The following is a 20,090-nucleotide window of genomic DNA, read 5'->3' as shown; positions in this document are numbered from 1 at the left end:
CAAAATATTCAGCTATCTTTCTTATCATAAGATAGCTTTTTTCTATTTCTTGGATATCCTGGTATAACTTTATTTATCTTAAAATTTTCACAATCACGTTTTTCTCTGGAAAATAGTTTACAATGTAATCAAGTTACAAATGATATTCACCTTAAAAAGTGTGCATTTGTGTCTATTTTTTAACAATATATCAAAAACTATTGCCTTCTATAAATTAATAGGTTTATATTGTTTTATTGGCATAGTTTCAATCCAAGGAGAAAGGAGATTTTCAATCGTGCAACTAAAGAAAGCGTTTTGGAAGTTGGCTTCACTTCTTCCGTTATCATTACTTCTGTTCCTCGGTGGCTGTGATAAAAAACTCGCAGTATTAAATCCGCAAGGACCTGTTGCAAAAGCACAGTATGATTTAATTGTTTGGTCATTCTTGCTTATGTCATTAATTATCGCAATTGTATTCATTCTGTTTACAGTCATCTTGATTCGTTATCGTGAAAAACCAGAGAATATGGACTATGAGCCACCTGAACAACACGGTAACACATTACTAGAAATTATTTGGACGCTTGTTCCTGTTATTATCGTTATCGCATTATCGATTCCAACAGTAAAAGCAACTTATGCTTCGGAAGAGGTTCCGAAAGAGTCCAAACATATTAAACCAGTTGAAATTTATGTTACATCTGCAAACTGGAAATGGTTATTCAGTTACCCAGAGGAAAAAATTGAAACCGTTAACTATTTAAACATCCCAGCTGGTGTACCAATTCAATTCAAACTGACTTCTGTCGGCCCAATGAATGCTTTCTGGGTACCAGAACTTGGTGGTATGAAGTACACAATGGATGGCATGATTATGGATCTTTATTTACAAGCTGATAAGCCAGGTTCTTACCTAGGTCGTAGTGCGAACTTCTCTGGTGAAGGATTCACTCACATGGAGTTCGAAGTTGAAGCAAAAACTAAAGAGAAATATGACAAGTGGGTTAAAGAAGTACAAGAAACTGCTCCTAAACTAACAGAAGCTAAGTACAACGAAATTGTTAAACCTGGTGTAGTTGGTCGTATGACATTCTCTAGTCACCACTTAAGTTATGTAGATCCAAAATCACTTGAATATTGTGATTACAACTACTACAAAAACAAAAAATAATAGCTATTATTCCAACAGATTGGAGTGAACACAGTGAAGCTTGATGAATTCTTTGTCACAGGTGATCCGATTATTTACGGTGCAGACGCTTCTATCGTTCTTGTGACATTAGCAATCATTTTCGTACTAACAAAGTATAAAAAATGGAAATGGCTTTGGGACGAATGGTTAACAACTGTTGACCATAAAAAAATCGGAGCTATGTATATTATTTCTGCGGTTATCATGTTATTCCGTGGTGGTATGGATGGTTTAATGATCCGTGCACAGTTAACATTCCCAGAAACAACTTATTTAAACGCTGAACACTATAACGGAATCTTTACAACGCATGGTACAGTAATGATTCTTTTCATGGCAATGCCATTCGTTATGGGATTAATGAACCTTGTAGTACCATTACAAATTGGTGCTCGTGACGTTGCATATCCGTTCTTAAATGCTTTAAGTTTCTGGTTATTCTTTGTCGGAGCAATGTTATTCAACATCGCTTTCGTAATCGGTGGTTCTCCAGACGCTGGGTGGACTTCTTACTTCCCAATGGCAGGTACAGAGTTTACTTCAGGCGTAGGAAATAACTACTACGCAATTGCATTACAGATTTCAGGTCTCGGTACGCTAATGACCGGTATTAACTTCCTTGTTACTATCTTAAAAATGCGTACACCTGGTATGACTTTAATGAGAATGCCAATGTTTACTTGGTCAATCTTAATTACAACAATTATCATTATTTTCGCTTTCCCAGTATTAACAGTTGCTCTTGCATTAATGACATTTGACCGTCTATTCGATGCTCACTTCTTTACGATGGCGAGCGGCGGTATGCCGATGTTATGGGCCAACCTGTTCTGGGTATGGGGTCACCCTGAAGTATATATCGTTATTTTACCGGCATTCGGTATTTTCTCTGAAATCATTAGTACATTCTCACGTAAACGTCTATTCGGTTACAGTGCGATGGTATACTCAATGGTTGCAATTTCTTTACTAAGTTTCGTCGTATGGCTTCACCACTTCTTCACGATGGGTGCAGGTCCAGCGGTTAACTCATTCTTCTCGATTTCGACAATGGCGATTTCGATTCCAACCGGGGTTAAGATCTTTAACTGGTTGTTTACACTGTATAAAGGACGTATTCGTTTTACAGTTCCAATGCTTTGGTCATTGGCATTTATTCCAAACTTCGTAGTCGGTGGGGTTACAGGGGTTATGCTTGGAATGGCAGCAGCTGATTATCAATACCATAACAGCTACTTCCTAATCGCTCACTTCCACTACGTATTAATCGCAGGTACAGTATTCGCTATGCTTGCTGGATTCACATTCTGGTATCCAAAAATGACTGGTCATATGTTAAATGAACGCCTAGGTAAATGGACATTCTGGATCTTTATGAGCGGATTCAACATCTGTTTCTTCCCAATGTACTTCTTAGGTTTAGACGGTATGACTCGTCGTATGTACACTTACTCTGAAAGTCTTGGATGGGGATGGCTAAACCAAATCGCATCTGTTGGTGCGGTAATGATGGGTATCGGCTTCCTACTTCTTTGCTACAACGTAATTTGGAGTGCACGTCACGGTGAACGTGACACAACTGGAGATCCATGGGATGGTCGTACACTTGAATGGGCAACTCACTCTCCTGTACAACATTACAACTTCGCGAAGCTTCCTGAAATTAAAGAAGCTGATGCTTTCTGGTACATGAAAAAACGCGGAGAAACAGTTACACCAGCAGCAGAAGATATTAAACCAATTCACATGCCAAGTAACTCTGGTGTGCCTATTATTGCGTCTGGATTCTTCGGTCTTGCAGGTTTCGCATTAGTATTTAGCTGGTTCTGGCTTGCAGCAATCGGTGGTATTGGTATTTTAGCTTGCTTAATCTATCGTTCATTCGATTATGATGAAGGCTACTATATCAGTGTTGATGAAATTAAAAAAACAGAACATATAGCATGAGAGGTGAAATGACATGGCGGCTTTAGATAAAAGCTTACCTTTGGAATATCAATCCGAACAAAGCAGATTGAATATCCTAGGATTCTGGATTTTTCTTGGGGCTGAAATTATGCTGTTCGCAACACTTTTCGCCTCTTATCTAGTCCTTGCTGGTCGTACGGCAGATGGCCCAACACCAGCGCAATTGTTTGAACTTAAAACGCTTTTAATTCAAACATTACTACTTTTAACAAGTAGTTTCACATGTGGTATCGTAATTCATGAAATGCGTAAGCATAACCAAAAAGCGATGCTTGGATGGTTCGTCCTTACATTACTTTTAGGTGCAGGTTTCCTATTCTTCGAGATCGAAGAGTTCATTATGTACATTGGTGAAGGCGCAACAATTCAAACAAGTGCTTTCTTATCTGGATTCTTCGTTCTTCTTGGAACGCACGGAGCTCACGTAACAGGCGGTATCATTTGGGCAACTTGTGTTATTATCCAAATTTTAAAACGAGGTTTAACACCAGTTACAGCTCGTAAAGTATTCATTATCAGCTTATACTGGCATTTCCTTGATCTTGTTTGGGTCTTTATTTACACACTAGTTTACTTGAACGGGATGGTGGCGTAAATGGCTCAAAACAACAATCAAGCAAACGGGCATGCGCATAGCGGATTCCCTTGGTCACACGTTTTCGGATTTATTTTATCGCTTGCATTAACGTTTCTAGCGTTATACGTGGCACTTTACACAACATTGCCACTTTCAACAGTCTTAACAACTATTATCATAATGGCTGTTGCGCAAGCATTGTTACAATTAATTATGTTCATGCATTTAAAAGAAGGAGAAGGAAGAGTTCAAATTCTTACAATGATATACAGTTTCTTCGTTGCAACTGCAACGGTTGGTTTAACTGTATGGATCTTCTTCTCAATGTAATGTACATGAAAAAGACTGCTGAGATTCCTCAGCAGTCTTTTTTTATCCCCTCTATTACATCCACATTACGGAATTAACAGCATAATCATGAAAAATATACTTATTATGACAAATGTTAAGAAAAGTCTTTCTTTATGAAATCGAATCCATATGCGTTGCTTTTCTACCTATTATATGGCTAAATAGGTACTATATTTATTTGAAGGGAGAGAACGCAATGGAACATCATACTTCTGTTCTATCACTTATGGTTGTCGTTGCAATCGCGTTTTTCGTTCCCCTTTTGTTACAACGCTTTAAATTAAAAGCACTTCCTGTGGTCGTTGCAGAAATTATTGCAGGAATCTTTGTAGGTAAAAGTGGGTTTAATATTATTGAGCCAGATATATGGCTTCAAGTTTTATCAACATTAGGATTTATATTCCTCATGTTCTTAAGCGGTTTAGAAATTGATTTTTCTATCTTTAAACAAAAAGGGAAAAAAAATACGACAAACGAACCAAATACATTTCAGGCAGCAAGCATTATCTTCTTATTTATTTTCATCTTATCTTATGCCCTATCATTACTATTCGTATGGCTAGGATTCGTAGATAATGCAATGTTCATGACTTTAATTATTTCAACTATTTCTTTAGGTGTTGTTGTACCAACATTAAAAGAGAATAACTTAGGAAAAACAGCAATTGGGCAAATCATTTTATTAGTTGCTGTTATTGCGGATTTAGTTACAATGATTTTACTTGCTGTATTCGTCGGATTAAATTCCGAAAGCGGCCAAAGCATGTGGCTTCTTCTTCTTCTATTCGGCGCTGGTATTGTTATTTACTTCGTTGCAAAACGTTTTAAAAACATTCCATACTTAGATAGTTTAAAAGCTGGTAGTGTACAAATTGATACACGAGCTGTTTTTGCACTCATTTTAATCTTAGTTGGGTTATCGGAATCTGTTGGAGCAGAAAATATTTTAGGCGCCTTCTTAGCAGGTGTACTTGTATCGTTATTATCACCAAATGAAGATATGGTGGAAAAACTTGATTCTATCGGCTATGGTTTCTTCATCCCTATTTTCTTCGTAATGGTTGGTGTAAATCTAGAGGTGTGGTCTATTTTCAAAGAACCTTCTAGCATGCTAATGATCCCAATCTTAATTGTAGGACTCTTTATTTCAAAACTCTTACCATCACTCGTCTTAAGAAAATGGTATCCACGTAATATCGTACTTGGAAGTGCAATTTTATTAACATCGACACTTTCTTTAGTTATTGCGGCTGCACAAATTGGTGAAAAACTGGAGATCATCAGTCCAAGTTTATCTGCCTCTCTTATTTTAAGCGCAGTTATTACTTGTATTTTTGCACCTATATTGTTTAAAAAAATGTTCCCAAAAGTAGAAACACCAAAACCAAAAGTAGCTATTATTGGCGCGAGCAGAATTACCCTTCCGTTATCACTAGATTTAAAACGAGAAGATTATGACGTAACGCTATATATGATGCGTCAAAACAAAATAAATGATGAAGAAGCGAAATCGCACGACTTCCCTATCGTGAAATTGGATGACATCACAATCGCATCATTAACTGAACAAACAGCATTTGATGCAGATCGCGTCGTTGTTGCAACAAGTGATGATGAACAAAACTTATTATTGGCAGAACATGCAAAAGAGCTAGGTGTTGAACATGTTATTGCAAGTGTAGAAGATCCACTTCTACAAGAAAAAGCAACGCAAGAACATATCGCTGTATTCTCAACAATTAACTCTACACGTATTTTATTACGTGCGCTTATTGATAAACCTAGTCTCGTTCGCTTAATTACAACAGCAAACGAAACAGTCCGTGAAGTTGAACTACGGAGCAATAAATATAACGGCGTTGCACTTCGTCGCCTTCCGTTTTTAGGTGATGTACTAGTCATTCAAATTTATCGTGGAAATAAAGCATTAATCCCACATGGGGATACAAGACTACAACACGGTGATACATTACTTGTAACAGGCTCAAAAGAACATATCGATACACTAAAAAACATATTAGAATAAAAAAATGCCCCTCACATAATTGAGGGGCATTTTTTCCATTTCATATGGTAAAATGTTACTATCACATATTATGGGGATGGATTACATTATGTCTATTATAACTTTAGCTCTCTTATTATTAGCCGAAATACTCGTTGCCATTATTCTCATCGGTGTTAGTATTGAGATTTGTAGTTACGGATGGAAAAAATCGAATGGAATAAAATATTCTTGCCTCCTACTTTCACTCCTTCTCGGAACTGCTAGCATACTCGGACTTCTCGCCGCACCTGCCTATTTCTTTATACAATTAACAGAAAAAGCGTTATAAGAAAGGATGTTAATATGATTACCGTGAAAAATATTGAGGGATCTGAAACTTACGTATTACGTCAAAAAATTTTACGCCCCAATCAAACATTAGCAGATTGTAAATACCCTTCCGATTATGAAACAGACACCTTCCACTTAGGCGCATTTATAAACGATGAACTAATTAGTATCGCTTCCTTCTCAAAAGAAATATATCCCGACTTACCAACGGGTATTCATTATCGTCTACGAGGAATGGCAACATTACCTGCATTTCGAAACAACCGTGCTGGAAGCTCCTTAATTCAGAAGGCGGAACAAATCTTGCAAGAACGCCAAGCAAATATATTATGGTGTAATGGCCGAATTACTGTAGCTGACTATTACAAACACTTAGGCTTTCAGGAATATGGTGAAATCTTTGAAATTGAACCGATTGGCCTTCATAAAGTACTATATAAAAGAATATGAGAAAAGCTTTCCTCAATATGGGAAAGCCTTTCTTATATTTCAATCTTCTCTTTTTATTTTTTTCATATATATGTATATAAACAAACTTGGAACTAAAAAACAAGCAAACATAATAAGTCCTGTCATACTAATTTCCTTTATCGAAATATCTGGTGTTACAACGATACAAATAGCTAAAATCCCAATAATAATACCTACCGGAATGAATAATAGCTTCATAAAATAACGACGCGACACTCCGCCCGTATGCTCATACACTTCCACTGAATTTTTCAGATTTAAAAAGTTAATAATTATTATCCCGCCCATAAATACCATTAATAAATCCGAAACACTTTCATATCCTGCCCCTTGCAAGACATAGCGGTAAAAGACGATAGCTAGTATGACGATATTTTGTAAGATGAAAGCTAATCTAATATGTTTTAACCCTTCAATCATTAAACGTTCATCTTTCACGATTTTCATCCTACCACTCCTTTTCCTCCCAAAACAAATCATTCAACGTTTTATCTACTGCATAACAAATTTTTAAACATAAATCTAAAGATGGATTGTATTTCCCCTTCTCAATTAAACTAATCGTTTGCCTTGTAACGCCTACTTTTTCTGCTAATTGTTGCTGTGTTAAATCTAACTGAACACGCGCGACTTTTATTTTACTTACAGCCATTCATGTTCCTCCTCTACCTCTATTGTAACATATACATTCCATTAAGTAATTTATATTTTACGAAATCAATTAAGTTTTCACCTTATCCCAATTGGTGCTGGCTAATACACAGTGAGGATATCTCCTACTGCCTATAGTTTCACTTTATTATACACAAAAAGGGAGCCTCCCATAAGAAGGCCCTCTCCTATATTTATATTATAAGAATAAATGACACCCAAATAAGAATGCAAATAAGTATAGTAATGGATGTACTTCCATCCCTTTACCCTTCACAATTTTCAAGACTGGATATACTAAAAATCCAATTGCGATTCCATTTGCAATACTAGATGTTAACGGAATACCTATAAAAATTAAAAATGCTGGTAACGCATCTTCAAATTCATTCCAATTAATATCTCGAATGCTTTGTGCCATTAAACTACCTACTATAATTAATGAAGGAGCTGTAATAGCGGCTACACTTGATAAAGAAGCAATAACAGGACTAAAAAATGCCGTTATAATTGTTAGACCAACAACTACAATCCCTGTTAATCCAGTTTTACCACCTGCAGCAATACCTGCTGACGATTCAATCGTCGCTGCTGTTGGGCTTGTTCCAAAGATAGAACCTGTAGTCCCGCCAATCGCATCTGCAATAAACGCTTTACCAAAACGCTTCTCTGTATTGTCTGTAATTAAACCTGCTTGTTTAATTAAACCAAGTAATGCACCTGTTGTATCGAATAAAAGTACAAGTAAAAATGAAAATACAACGCCGTATAATCCGTATTCAATTACATCTGAAAAGGCATTGATTGGGTTTGAAACGATGATACCCTCTGGTAAATGAGGCATCGCCACAATTTTATCAGCAAACTTCAATTGCCCTGTAAAGAAGGCAATAATTCCTGTCACAATCATACTAATAAATAATGCACCGCTCACACGCAATGTCATTAATACCGCCGCTAATATTAAACCAATTAAAGTTAAAATAACAGCTGGAGAATGAAAATCACCAATCGTAACTAAATTAGACGGATGATCCACGATAATTCCAGAAAGGCGCAATCCAATAAAAGCAATAAATAGTCCAATTCCACCTGCAATTGCATGCTTTAAACTATCAGGAATTGCTAAAATTAACTTTTGTCTAAACGAAGTAAAAGATAATAAAAGAAAAATAATCCCCGTTACAAATACAGCTGAAAAGGCAACTACATATGTAATCCCTTCTGCCTTCTGTACAACAGAATAAGCAAAATATGCATTCATTCCCATAGCTGGAGCAATAACAATCGGATAATTCGCGAAAATCGCCATACCTACTGTTCCAACAACGGTTGCAATAATTGTTGCTGTAAACGCTTGGTCAAATGGTACACCTGCATCAGATAATATTTTTGGATTGATGACAAGAATATACGCAAATGTAAAAAAAGTTGTGATGCCAGCTAAAAACTCTTGCTTCACAGAAGTGTTATATTTTTGTAATTGAAACATGCTTATGTACCCTTCCTACACCTGAATTATTATCACACATTCTTTTTCTTACTAGTATGTGAGAAAATATAATACTTAATCTTAACAATCAATAAAAAGAAGAGTCAATATATTCCCTAATAGTTCGAATTTTAAGTTTAAGTCTGACAAGTACAGATGTAGTACAGTTCATTATGATTATTTTTGTAGCATAACAGATAGAAATGTTTTATAATTTGAAATAGTTAAATATTTAGTAAACGCATTCAAATATCGTTCACTCTACAAGGGGGATTCTTCTTATGCAGCACACAAACAAATCTGGAACTTTAAATCGTGGTTTAAAAGAACGACATATTACTTTAATGTCACTGGGCTCAGCTATTGGCGTTGGACTATTTTTAGGATCCGCTTCCGCCATTAAACTAGCAGGTCCTTCTATTTTGCTAGGCTATATGATTGCCGGTCTCGTTATTTTTTTCATTATGCGAGCGCTTGGGGAAATGGCAATTGAACAACCTGTTGCTGGTTCTTTTAGTAAATATGCATATGATTATATTGGACCACTCGCTGGTTATATTACTGGCTGGAATTACTGGTTCTTATGGGTTGTTACTTGTATGGCTGAAATTACAGCAGCTGGTATTTACATGCAGTACTGGTTCCCAGATATCCCGCGCTGGATTTGGGCATTACTTGCTCTATTATTAATGAGCGCTTTTAACTTCTTATCGGTAAAAGTATTTGGAGAACTTGAGTTTTGGTTTGCTCTCATTAAAATTGTCACAATTATCTGTATGATAGTAGTCGGAGCTGGTATTATTTTATTCGGATTCGGAAACGGTGGTATCGCTACTGGTATTTCAAATCTTTGGTCACATGGTGGCTGGTTCCCAAATGGATTTTCTGGGTTACTACTCTCCATGCAGATGGTACTATTCGCTTATTTAGGCGTTGAATTAATCGGTGTTACAGCTGGTGAGGCTCAAAATCCGAAGAAAACACTCGCAAAGGCAATCGATAACGTATTTTGGAGAATTCTACTCTTTTACGTTGGGGCATTATTCGTTATGATGGCAATTTATCCATGGAACGAACTTGGTGAGAAAGGCAGTCCATTCGTATTAACATTCCAACAAATTGGTATCGCAAAAGCAGCAGGTATTATTAACTTTGTCGTATTAACAGCAGCTCTTTCTTCTTGTAACGGTGGTTTATTTAGTACAGGCCGTATGCTATATACATTAGCTCAGCAGAAAAAAGCTCCTGAAAGATTTGGTCGTTTAAATAAAAATGGCATTCCAAGCCAAGGAATTGTAGCAACTGCTATCGTTTTACTAATTGGTGTTATATTAAACTATCTCGTACCTGCAAAGGTATTTACATGGCTTACTAGCATTTCAACTTTCGGTGCAATTTGGACTTGGGGAATTATATTAGTCGCTCAAATTAAATTCCGTAAAAGCTTGCCTACTCAAAATAAACAAAAGTTATCGTATAAAATGCCTTTATACCCATTAAGCTCATATTTCTCACTCGTTTTCCTTGTATTAGTATTAGGTATAATGGCGTATTCAGAAGATACACGAATTGCATTGATTGTCGGCCCAATTTGGCTTATCGGCTTAGCAATCGTATATTACATGAAAGGGTTTCATAAGATTGATGAAACACCTAACTCAAAAATTAGTTAAGCAAAACATCCCTTCCTTATTACTTGGAAGGGATGTTTTTATATCTATATAAATATTTCTCAACAAAATTCACGGTATTTTTACAATTTTTTAATATTTTTTATGTTTTCCGTCTTTATTTTTACAGAAAAATAAATTACATTATTAAAGCACATATATTTATTATTAGGGGGATTCTTCTATGAAGAATAAAAAATGGATTACATTTTCTTTAGCAACAGCAATTACACTAAGTATAGGGACCTCGTTCATACCGTCTACTTATGCCGAAAGCTCTGTAGACCCAGCTCCTGAAATTGCTGCAAAAGTTGTAAATCAAAACAATGGGAAGAAAGTATTATTCGATAATACACACGGTCAAACTGCTGGGACAGCTGACTGGGTTATTGACGGCGGCTTTTCTGACTTCGGAAACGGCATTGCAAAAAACGGATATCACGTAAAGGAACTTCGTAAATCAACACCTATTACGTACGAAGACTTAAAAGATTACAATGTATTTATCGTTCCAGAAGCTAATATTCCTTACAAAAAATCTGAGCAGGACGCTATGTTACAATATGTAAAAAATGGTGGTAGTATCTTCTTTATTGCTGATCATTACAATGCAGATCGTAATAAAAATCGCTGGGACTCTTCTGAAGTATTTAATGGATATAGACGCGGTGCTTGGGATAATCCAGCAAAAGGAATGTCTAATGAAGAAGCAAATTCACAAGCTATGCAAGGAGTAGAAAGCTCTGATTGGCTCTCTGACAACTTCGGTATTCGCTTCCGCTACAATGCACTTGGTGATGTTTCAGCGAAAACAATTGTATCGCCTGAACAATCTTTCGGAATTACAAAAGGTGTTTCGTCTGTAGCAATGCATGCTGGTTCTACTCTAGCAATTACAAACCCAAAACTAGCAAAAGGACTTGTTTACCTTCCAGAAAATCCATCAAAATGGAATAACGCTGTTGATAGTGGCGTTTATAATGGCGGTGGTATTGCAGAAGGCCCATATGCTGCTATCGCAAAAGTAGGACTTGGAAAAGCTGCCTTTATTGGTGACTCTTCTCCTGTTGAAGATGCTACGCCAAAATACGTTCGTGAAGATTCTGGTCAAACAAAGAAAACTTACGATGGTTATAAAGAAGAAAACGATGCGATTTTATTAGAAAACATCGTAAATTGGTTATCAAATAAAGAGACATTTACAAGTTTAGATCAAGTAAATGGTTTACAACTTGATTCACCTACAGCTCTACAAACATTTGAACAGCCAAACTTATCAACAGAACCACAACCTGAACCTTGGAGTGCACCAAATGCAGGTTATCAATGGTTTAATACAAATACTTTTAAACCAGGTTCATACGGTTATAACGGTGCGGTAACAACAAGCGACTACGTCGTTACACACCCTAGCATTCTACCAAACAATGAAATTTTCCAAATGAAGATTCAAGTAAATAACTTACTACCTAATACAACGTATAACAACTATTCTTTAGGTATCTTCACTACTGGTGGAACACAAGTGGCTAAAGTACAAAATGCAAACGGCACTTGGCCATCTACTTTCGGATATAGTAGTGCATTTTCTTTCACAACAAACAGCTTAGGCTCTGCTGAGAAAGTTGTAAATGTACAGATTGATTCAAATACAACTGGACAAGCAACGCTTCGTCTACGCCAAAATACAACAACGAAATATAATGAAACTGTAACGATTAATAAGAAATAATAAAAAAGGCAATCCATACATGGATTGCCTTCTTCTCACTTCTCTTCCTTCGAGAAAAACATTCTTGAAATAACGATACCTATACTACCGACGATTAGGAATAACACTGCCCTAATCATCATCGATACCTCTGGTAAGTCAAGTAAGAATAACTTCCCTACCGTTACGACTAAAACGACTAAACCAGCATATAATATTTCATTCATATTTCTATTTCTTCCAAACCAAACCGCAAATAATGCATATACCATCCATAATAACGATACTGATACACTAATTACGCTTCCATCTGTAGATAAAACTTCACCGATTCTCGTAATTGTAATAAATACAATTATCATAAACCAATAGAGCACTATAGAATACATATATTTGCCGAAGCTCGCTAATACTTCTTTCGCTTCTCTCATGCAATAATAGAACGTTCCTATTAAAATAAGATGAGCAACAAAGCCTGCCGAAATAAATTGATCAAACGGGCTAAAAATAGTCTGTATCATTCCAATTGCGTAAACCGTCGCACTAACATACAATTTTATCTGTTGTTTTACTTTAATAGAAGTGACCATGCCAAGGAAACCTTGTAATAATAGTACAATCGCTGCATTCACTAAACTATACTCGTATAAAATCGCTAAACTAAATGCTCCCATTGCGAAACCAAATAAGAGATTTGTAAATGTAGAATGTCTATTTTTCCTATATTCACATACGAACATAGCGGCATGTACGAATGCACTAATAATCAATCCCCATGTTGTAAAATCAGGTATTTTTGAAATAGCTAGTATAAAGAACACTGCATTCGCACTAAATATCGCCAAACGTGGCTCTAGTATAAAACTTCTCTCCGTAAACATATGCCAAAATAATAGTAAATGAATCAAACCATATACAATCGTTAACTGTATTTGCAAGTTCTCTACTAACATTGACATAACAGCAAAGAAAACGAAAAGGACAATGGCAGCAACAGCGTAAGAAATCATATATAAGTATTTATAACGATTTTTCAACGCATACCATAATAAACTAAGTGTTAATACTGTCTCATATCCAAAGAAAATATAAGGATTCGGAGTCGTACTATTTAACAAGAATGGTACGAAGAACGCACCGACCGCTACGAAAATAGTGAGATATTCCGATTGATATCTTTTCGCTAAATAAATACCTAAAATAACCCATGCAATATTACAGAGAAACGCGACGCTTGCCGGAATAAATGCATACAAATAATGTGCTGCAAACGTCGTTAGAACAATCCCGGTAATACTTCCTCCAGCTAATACTAATCCTAACGCTTGCCGCTCTCTTTTAATTTGAATATCTCCTATATAATACAACCCGATAGATAATGCGATACCAAACACAATTCGTATCGCTGGTGTTAATAAACCAGCATCTACCCCTGCTTTAAATAACCAGATCACTCCAAGCAACATAATACCGACAAATACACGAGGTAACCACGTTTGACAAAACTTAATAATATTAAATGGCTCTGGTTTAAAAGCAGATATATCTACTTGTTTTACCTCACGTTCTTGCACAGGCTCTTTTATCGTAACTATTTCTTCTTTTGGCTTTTCCTCCATTACCGTTTCAATATATTCCTTCTTTTCCTTACTAACATGTTGCTGAGCGTTTTCTACTTCTATTTCCCTTTGCTTCACCTTTAATTCAGCAAGTGCTTCTTGAATCGTTTCAATTGCCGTTTCGAGTGCTTCTATTTTCTTATCCAAATCCTTCTTCATATGCTACCCCCTTATTCGTAACTCTCATTAAACCTATATATTACCAATTATCTTTATCATACTCTTAGTCTATTCATTTTCAATAGTATTTTTCCAAAAAAAGAAAGGTGTCTTCCCAAAATAGGAAAACACCTTTTTACTCATTTATTCTTATTTAAAGCAATACTAACGATGAAACCAAGGCACATGCCTATAATAGCTGGAACAATCCACCCAACACCTTCTGTATAAAACGGAATGTATTTTAATACTGACGTCCACTGATTCATCATTACATTTTTATTTAAAATATCAATTGCACTAAATATTGCTACAATCCAAACAGTTACTGCATATACGTATGCATACTTCCCAATATACTTATGGAATAACCCTAGAATAATAAGCGTTAATGCAATTGGATAAATAAATCCAAGAATTGGTACTGATACTTTTAAAATTTGCGTTAATCCTAAATTAGCTAAGATCATACTAACAACGCTTACTATAAATGCCCACACTTTATAAGATACTTTCGGAAATGCACTCGCAAAAAATTGACTACAAGACGTAACAAGTCCAATTGAAACACATAAACACGCGATAGTAAAAATAAGACCTAATAAAACGACTCCGCCCTGTCCAAATAATGTAATCATAACTTGTGCTAACACTTTCGCACCGTTATCAAATGTTCCTAATGAGCCACTAATTGCCCCCACATATCCAAGGATGACATAAATAATAGATAATAATAGTCCTGCCCCAATTCCAGCAATACTCATATATTTCGCTAAACCTTTATCATCTTCAATACCCTTTGCACGTAATGCATTTGCAATAACAATTCCAAAGATTAAAGCAGCTAACGCATCCATTGTTAAATATCCATCTAAAAACCCTTGAAACATAGGAGCTTGTCCATAGTTCCCTATTGGTTCTTTCATATCTCCTACCGTTGTAAACATACTCTTTATAAAAATGAGTGCAATCATACATAATAATAACGGCGTCAAGACTTTTCCAAACAACCCCATTAATTTAGATGGGGATAAACTTAACCAGTAAACAATACTAAAGAAAATAACTGTGTAAAACAATAATAATCCGTTTCCTGCTTCAGGGAATAACTGACCTGGCCCCATTTCAAAAGCTAAACTTCCCGCACGTGGTATACCAAGCCCAGGTCCAATAAATACATACACGATACATGGAAAAATAATTGCAAATGAAGAATGAACCCTACCCGCTAACGTTTGAAAACTTCCTGCTTTTGCAATAGAGATAACACCTAATATAGGAAGACCTGTTGCTGATATAATAAACCCTACTAATGAAATCCAAACATGTTCTCCTGCTTCATACCCAAGGAAAGGTGGAAATATAAGATTCCCTGCTCCAAAGAACATAGAGAATAACATAAGGCTAATAAGTAAAATTTCTTTTTTCTGTAACAATTTCATTTCTTTCTCCTTCTTTAATTTCATCTTTTATGAAATCAATTTCACATATAAAAAAGTACAATAACCCGCTTCCTTACAAAGAAAACATAGTCCATAGTCTATCACAAAAGAAACACCCATTCTATAGCTATTCCTCTTTTCCAATTTCTTCTGAAAAATCAACCTTTATTGACTTATAATAGTTAATAAGGTAAAATATTAAATGTACAAAATTATTAACTTTGTTTTTGTTTGTGTCAGGAGGAAAATAACATGGAATCAGCGATACAACTAGAAAGAGAACAACAAAGAAAAAAGAAACATCCTCCAGGTTTATACTTACTCTTCTTTACAGAAATGTGGGAAAGATTTAGTTACTATGGATTACGAGGATTATTAACATTATATTTAACGACAGCTTTAGTAAGCGGTGGTCTTGGGTTTAGTCCCGCATGGGCACTCTCTATTTACGGATTTTACACTGGAGCCTGTTATTTCACACCAATGATTGGTGGATACTTAACAGACCGTTTTCTAGGTAGACGAAAAGCAATCACAATTGGTGGTATAACAATGGCAATCGGTAACCTTACACTATTTGCCTTGCAAAACCAATTAGGCCTATACCTCGGATTAGCGCTTATTATTATCGGTAACGGATTCTTCAAACCGAACATCTCTACACTGGTTGGGGAATTATACGAAGAGAACGATCCAAAACGTGATAGTGCATTTACCATTTTCTATATGGGTATTAACGTCGGGTCATTTTTAGCTCCACTCGTTTGCGGATTTTTATCAGAAAATTTATTCAAAACAACAGTTGATGGCGTTGTACATTACGGATTCCGTTACGGTTTCTTAGCCGCTTCAATCGGAATGATTATTGGACAAATTTTATTTACAACACTATCAAATCGCTTCCTTGGTAATATCGGTAAAAAACCAACTCGCGATTTACAAACAGCTGCTGGACAACCATCAGTAGGAGATACACCATTAACAAAAAAAGAAAAACAACGTACCGCAGTTATCGTCATTTTAACATGCTTCGTTGTCTTCTTCTGGGCTGGCTTTGAACAAGCTGGTAGCTCATTAACATTATATACAAACAAATTTGTAGACCGCTCTGTGTTCGGATGGGAAGTTCCAACATCTTGGTTCCAATCGGTCAATCCATTATTTATTATTTTGCTTGCTCCAGTCATTTCTGCATTATGGGCAAAACTTGCAACTCGCAAGCAGGGTGATTTAAAAATCCCAACTAAAATGGGACTTGGTATGATCTTGCTCGGTATCGGTTATATCATTCTCGTTATCGCTACATTAAAAACAGGTAGTGATGAACATAACATTACAGAAAAAGCAAACTTACTGTTTATCGTCTTTACGTATCTTTTCCATACGTTAGGTGAGCTATTCTTATCACCTGTCGGACTATCAATGGTTAGTGCGCTTGCTCCGGTAAAATTAGCATCTTTACTAATGGGTGTATGGCTAGCAAGTTCAGGTATCGCCAACATTTTAGGCGGACAACTTGCAAGCTTCACAACTTCACTTGGATACGCTGAAGTATTCACAGTTATTGGCGCTGTGGCAATTGTACTAGGTTGTGTTTTATTATTAATTTCTAAGAAATTAGTGAAATGGATGGATTAAAAAAGATGAGGAATTTCTCCTCATCTTTTTTTATGCTGTTTTACCTTTTTCAATTGCTTGTTCGTACAGCTCTTTATGTTCTTTATATTCACTTGGTACGAAACTCTTATAGAAGAATGAGAACCAGCTGTCTCCCTTTTTATACCCTTCTTCTCGAATTTCCGCTGCTTTTTTATTCGATTTAAATCCTTCAGTAAACCATTTCTTTAACAATTCATTTCTTTCATACTTAGCAGGAACTTTTAAATCATAGTTTTCAAATGCATACTTATAGCCAGCCTTTTCTACTGCCTTTTTTGTAGACTTATAGCCTTTTTCATACGCTGTTTCATATGCCTTCACGTATACTTCTTTCTCTCTATTTCCAGGATTCTTTTCAGCTAGTTCTTTCCCTGTCTTTTCCCCTAACTCAGCTTGCTCTTTTTCAATTTTTTCTGTTCTTTCTTTATTCCCTACTTTGAATCCGTCTGCAAAGTTTACCTTAAACTCTGGAGCAACTTGACTATCGTCCATCGTCTCTTGTGCTAAACCTTGTTCTTTTCCTTTTTCAAAATGCGTTTTCTTCTGCTCTTCTAAAGACCATACGGCTGCATAAGTCGCTTTAAACGCTTGTTTATATGCATCAGATTTTCCAGCTACATGCACTTCTGCATCATTTTTTCCTGCTTTAAAATCAGTTTCTCCATTCTTTTGACCTTCAAGTTGACCTTTTTCCATATCAGCTTGGCGCTGCGCTTCCTCTTGCTTACGTGCCTCTTCAGCTTTTCTTTGTTCCTCGGCTACACGTTGTCTCTCTTCTTCAGCTTTACGCTGTGCTTCTGCATTACGTTGTTTTTCCGCCTCAGCGTTGCGTTGCGCTTCTACAGCACGTTGTTTTTCCGCCTCAGTATTGCGCTGTGCTTCTGCTTGTCTCTCAGCTTCTACAGCACTATTATTATTCTGGCTAGGAGCTGGGCTCGTTGCGCCACTACTAGAAGCTGGTTTATTGTGATAATGATATTCCCCGTACTGTAATCCCCATTTCTCACAATTTGTACGACACGTATGTCCGCCATTAGCATCTGTACGCCCTGGATGTGCATAAGCTGAAATTGGAGCTACCAATAACGCTATACTCGTTGTTAAAAGAAGTTTCTTCACCTGTTGTCTCACTCTTGTTCCTCCCAAAAATAGAATTCTAACTTTATTATACATAAATAGAAGAATGTTTAAATACAAACCAAAATATTCTATTATTTCTCAACATTAGTAAAAAAAGAAGGTGAACTCTTTAAAGAGTTCACCTTCTTTTTTTACTTCTTCGCCTTCGTTCCTACTAAATCACCAGCAACAACATAACGCTTAGAATTATCCTTTACAGATACACATGTAATAAGCGTTATCTCATCTTTCCCATGATCCTCTACAACTTCCCACTTATCAGGAGTTACTTCAGATACACCAGTAACCGTATACTCATATTCATTTTCATTGTCATACAAATAAATTTTATCGCCTTTTTTCAAAGAAGCTATATCACTAAATAAAACACCTTTTTTAGACATATTATGTCCTGCTAATGCGTAATTTCCTTTTCCCATAACTTGATTCTCTTTTACTGTCGCTGCACCTGATAATAAGTTTTTTTCAGTAGAAGCTTTTAAAACAGGCAGTTCTACTGAAACACTTGGAATCGAAATACGACCAATTACTTGTTTCTTATCTAATGATGCATTCGCTACTTCCGCCAAGTCTGGTTGATTAATTTTGGAAGCATCTACAAATTCCGTCTCATGCTTTTCATAATCCATCTTTTGAACAGCCTGCACATTTTCAGTCTGTTTCTTTTCAGCCTGATATCCATCATAAAATGGCTTTCCAATTAATACTCCACCTACAACAAATAGCAGAATTGCTACTATACTATAAATTCTTTGCTTATTCATACACAGTTCCTTTCCCTTACAAAATCTTACTCTATATAAAATGATAAAATAATATCGCTATATGTACAAGTATTAGCTTAAAAAGAAACCTTCTTGCCAGTGCAAGAAGGTTTCTTTTTAAGCTAATTTATTTCTGTATAGTGATACGTGAAATACTGTCATTTGAATAAAGAAAATAGAAAATAGAATATATAATGGGTATCCAGGAAGATATTCATTAATAATAGGCGAAAAAGTTAAAAATCCAACTGCACAAGGTAACACAAACCATAACGATACAAATGTTGTTCGACAAGCTTTATCCGTAATCACTTTTTCACGTTCATCTTCTAGCGGAAATAATAATGGATACATCCAAAAAGATAAATTCTTATATTTTTTCTTTTGAATTCTATAAAAAATTGTAACTATAATTGCTCCAATAAATAATAAAATGAATGGTACTCCATTAAACCATACTTCAAATGGGAATTTCTCGTTTTTAATTATATCTGCTAACTCTGTAATAACACTATAAAATTCAACAAATGTCCAGCATGCTAAAGCAGTATAAAGCACGTTTATGATATAAGAAAAAACAATTCTATTCATCCTCTTCCCCCTCCTTATTTAAAACAAACACATCTTCCATCTTTAACTGAAACACATCACAAATCGTAAGTGCTAATAACAACGAAGGAACGTAATCCCCTTTTTCAATTGCAGCAATTGTTTGTCTCGTTACTCCAACCTTTTCTGCTAATACACTTTGCGTAAAGTTAAAACGAGCTCTTAATTCTTTTACTCTGTTTAAAATGGTCAAATTTACCACCTCTCACCATTATTGTATGCTATCCTTAACAAAATGTAAACTCAACTTAACATTATTATTATAAAAAAATCCAACTCTACGTATTGTAAAGTT

19 protein-coding genes are annotated in these 20,090 nt (G+C 35.7%); 10 read left to right on the top strand and 9 right to left on the bottom strand.

Annotated elements, in window-relative coordinates; all coding sequences use genetic code 11:
- The first annotated feature begins 277 nt into the window (after positions 1-277).
- The 7 genes from V6946_RS03660 to V6946_RS03630 all read left to right on the top strand — a co-directional run bounded on the left by V6946_RS03660 (position 278) and on the right by V6946_RS03630 (position 6,858).
- Positions 278-1,153 (top strand): cytochrome aa3 quinol oxidase subunit II, encoded by an 876-nt coding sequence (locus V6946_RS03660; RefSeq protein WP_001176165.1) that lies wholly within the window; start codon positions 278-280, stop codon positions 1,151-1,153.
- Between the two features lie 33 nt (positions 1,154-1,186).
- Positions 1,187-3,121, top strand: coding sequence for a cytochrome aa3 quinol oxidase subunit I (gene qoxB, locus V6946_RS03655; protein WP_000762366.1), 1,935 nt, complete (start codon positions 1,187-1,189; stop codon positions 3,119-3,121).
- Positions 3,122-3,134: 13 nt separating this feature from the next.
- Positions 3,135-3,737: a cytochrome aa3 quinol oxidase subunit III gene (gene qoxC, locus V6946_RS03650; protein WP_000729318.1), complete on the top strand. Its 603-nt coding sequence runs from the start codon at positions 3,135-3,137 to the stop codon at positions 3,735-3,737.
- Positions 3,738-4,049, top strand: coding sequence for a cytochrome aa3 quinol oxidase subunit IV (qoxD, locus tag V6946_RS03645; RefSeq protein ID WP_000068425.1), 312 nt, complete (start codon positions 3,738-3,740; stop codon positions 4,047-4,049).
- Between the two features lie 217 nt (positions 4,050-4,266).
- Positions 4,267-6,096, top strand: a complete 1,830-nt coding sequence (locus V6946_RS03640) for a monovalent cation:proton antiporter family protein (protein ID WP_000399965.1) — start codon at positions 4,267-4,269, stop codon at positions 6,094-6,096.
- A gap of 52 nt (positions 6,097-6,148) precedes the next feature.
- Positions 6,149-6,406, top strand: coding sequence for a DUF4022 family protein (locus V6946_RS03635; protein ID WP_000926991.1), 258 nt, complete (start codon positions 6,149-6,151; stop codon positions 6,404-6,406).
- A gap of 14 nt (positions 6,407-6,420) precedes the next feature.
- Positions 6,421-6,858: a GNAT family N-acetyltransferase gene (locus tag V6946_RS03630; RefSeq protein ID WP_000633767.1), complete on the top strand. Its 438-nt coding sequence runs from the start codon at positions 6,421-6,423 to the stop codon at positions 6,856-6,858.
- A 39-nt stretch (positions 6,859-6,897) separates the two neighbouring features.
- Here the strand turns inward: V6946_RS03630 and V6946_RS03625 are convergent, their stop codons facing one another.
- The 3 genes from V6946_RS03625 to V6946_RS03615 all read right to left on the bottom strand — a co-directional run bounded on the left by V6946_RS03625 (position 6,898) and on the right by V6946_RS03615 (position 9,022).
- Positions 6,898-7,326 carry a hypothetical protein gene (locus V6946_RS03625; protein WP_000706629.1) on the bottom strand — a complete coding sequence of 143 codons (429 nt, stop codon included), beginning with the start codon at positions 7,324-7,326 and terminating at the stop codon, positions 6,898-6,900.
- Between the two features lies 1 nt (position 7,327).
- Positions 7,328-7,531, bottom strand: a complete 204-nt coding sequence (locus V6946_RS03620; RefSeq protein ID WP_000301183.1) for a helix-turn-helix transcriptional regulator — start codon at positions 7,529-7,531, stop codon at positions 7,328-7,330.
- Between the two features lie 198 nt (positions 7,532-7,729).
- On the bottom strand, positions 7,730-9,022 hold the full coding sequence (locus V6946_RS03615) for an NCS2 family permease (protein ID WP_000487191.1): 1,293 nt from the start codon (positions 9,020-9,022) through the stop codon (positions 7,730-7,732).
- A 281-nt stretch (positions 9,023-9,303) separates the two neighbouring features.
- Here V6946_RS03615 and V6946_RS03610 point away from each other — a divergent pair, with 281 nt between their 5' ends.
- Both V6946_RS03610 and V6946_RS03605 read left to right on the top strand, forming a co-directional pair.
- The gene (locus tag V6946_RS03610) at positions 9,304-10,695 is read left to right on the top strand and encodes an amino acid permease (protein WP_006919303.1); all 1,392 of its coding nucleotides are present in this window, start codon (positions 9,304-9,306) and stop codon (positions 10,693-10,695) included.
- Between the two features lie 181 nt (positions 10,696-10,876).
- Positions 10,877-12,424: a DNA-binding protein gene (locus V6946_RS03605; protein WP_000791506.1), complete on the top strand. Its 1,548-nt coding sequence runs from the start codon at positions 10,877-10,879 to the stop codon at positions 12,422-12,424.
- 35 nt (positions 12,425-12,459) lie between these two features.
- Here the strand turns inward: V6946_RS03605 and V6946_RS03600 are convergent, their stop codons facing one another.
- Positions 12,460-14,181, bottom strand: a complete 1,722-nt coding sequence (locus V6946_RS03600) for a DUF2339 domain-containing protein (protein WP_086384876.1) — start codon at positions 14,179-14,181, stop codon at positions 12,460-12,462.
- 140 nt (positions 14,182-14,321) lie between these two features.
- A complete protein-coding gene (gene brnQ1 / locus V6946_RS03595; RefSeq protein ID WP_000771695.1) occupies positions 14,322-15,623 on the bottom strand; it encodes a branched-chain amino acid transport system II carrier protein BrnQ1 in 1,302 nt (433 codons plus the stop codon).
- 252 nt (positions 15,624-15,875) lie between these two features.
- On the opposite strand from brnQ1, the gene V6946_RS03590 reads away from it, so the two are divergent.
- Complete coding sequence (locus V6946_RS03590) at positions 15,876-17,261, top strand: peptide MFS transporter (RefSeq protein ID WP_000443143.1); 1,386 nt, start codon at positions 15,876-15,878, stop codon at positions 17,259-17,261.
- A gap of 30 nt (positions 17,262-17,291) precedes the next feature.
- Here V6946_RS03590 and V6946_RS03585 read toward each other — a convergent pair whose 3' ends face one another.
- From V6946_RS03585 to V6946_RS03570, 4 genes are all read right to left on the bottom strand, one after another.
- Entirely contained in the window at positions 17,292-18,413 is a 1,122-nt protein-coding gene (locus tag V6946_RS03585) for a YHYH domain-containing protein (RefSeq protein ID WP_152122655.1), read from the bottom strand.
- 140 nt (positions 18,414-18,553) lie between these two features.
- A complete protein-coding gene (locus tag V6946_RS03580; RefSeq protein WP_001041727.1) occupies positions 18,554-19,186 on the bottom strand; it encodes a class A sortase in 633 nt (210 codons plus the stop codon).
- 117 nt (positions 19,187-19,303) lie between these two features.
- On the bottom strand, positions 19,304-19,777 hold the full coding sequence (locus tag V6946_RS03575) for a hypothetical protein (protein ID WP_006920833.1): 474 nt from the start codon (positions 19,775-19,777) through the stop codon (positions 19,304-19,306).
- Positions 19,770-19,988, bottom strand: coding sequence for a helix-turn-helix transcriptional regulator (locus V6946_RS03570; protein WP_000154019.1), 219 nt, complete (start codon positions 19,986-19,988; stop codon positions 19,770-19,772). The genes V6946_RS03575 and V6946_RS03570 overlap by 8 nt, the downstream gene beginning before the upstream one ends.
- Positions 19,989-20,090 lie beyond the last annotated feature (102 nt).

This window comes from Bacillus sp. PPSBB_2, assembly GCF_045291115.1.
Taxonomy (GTDB): domain Bacteria; phylum Bacillota; class Bacilli; order Bacillales; family Bacillaceae_G; genus Bacillus_A; species Bacillus_A cereus.
The sequence above is the reverse complement of the archived record's forward strand: the minus strand, read 5'-3'. Positions and strand labels throughout refer to the sequence as shown.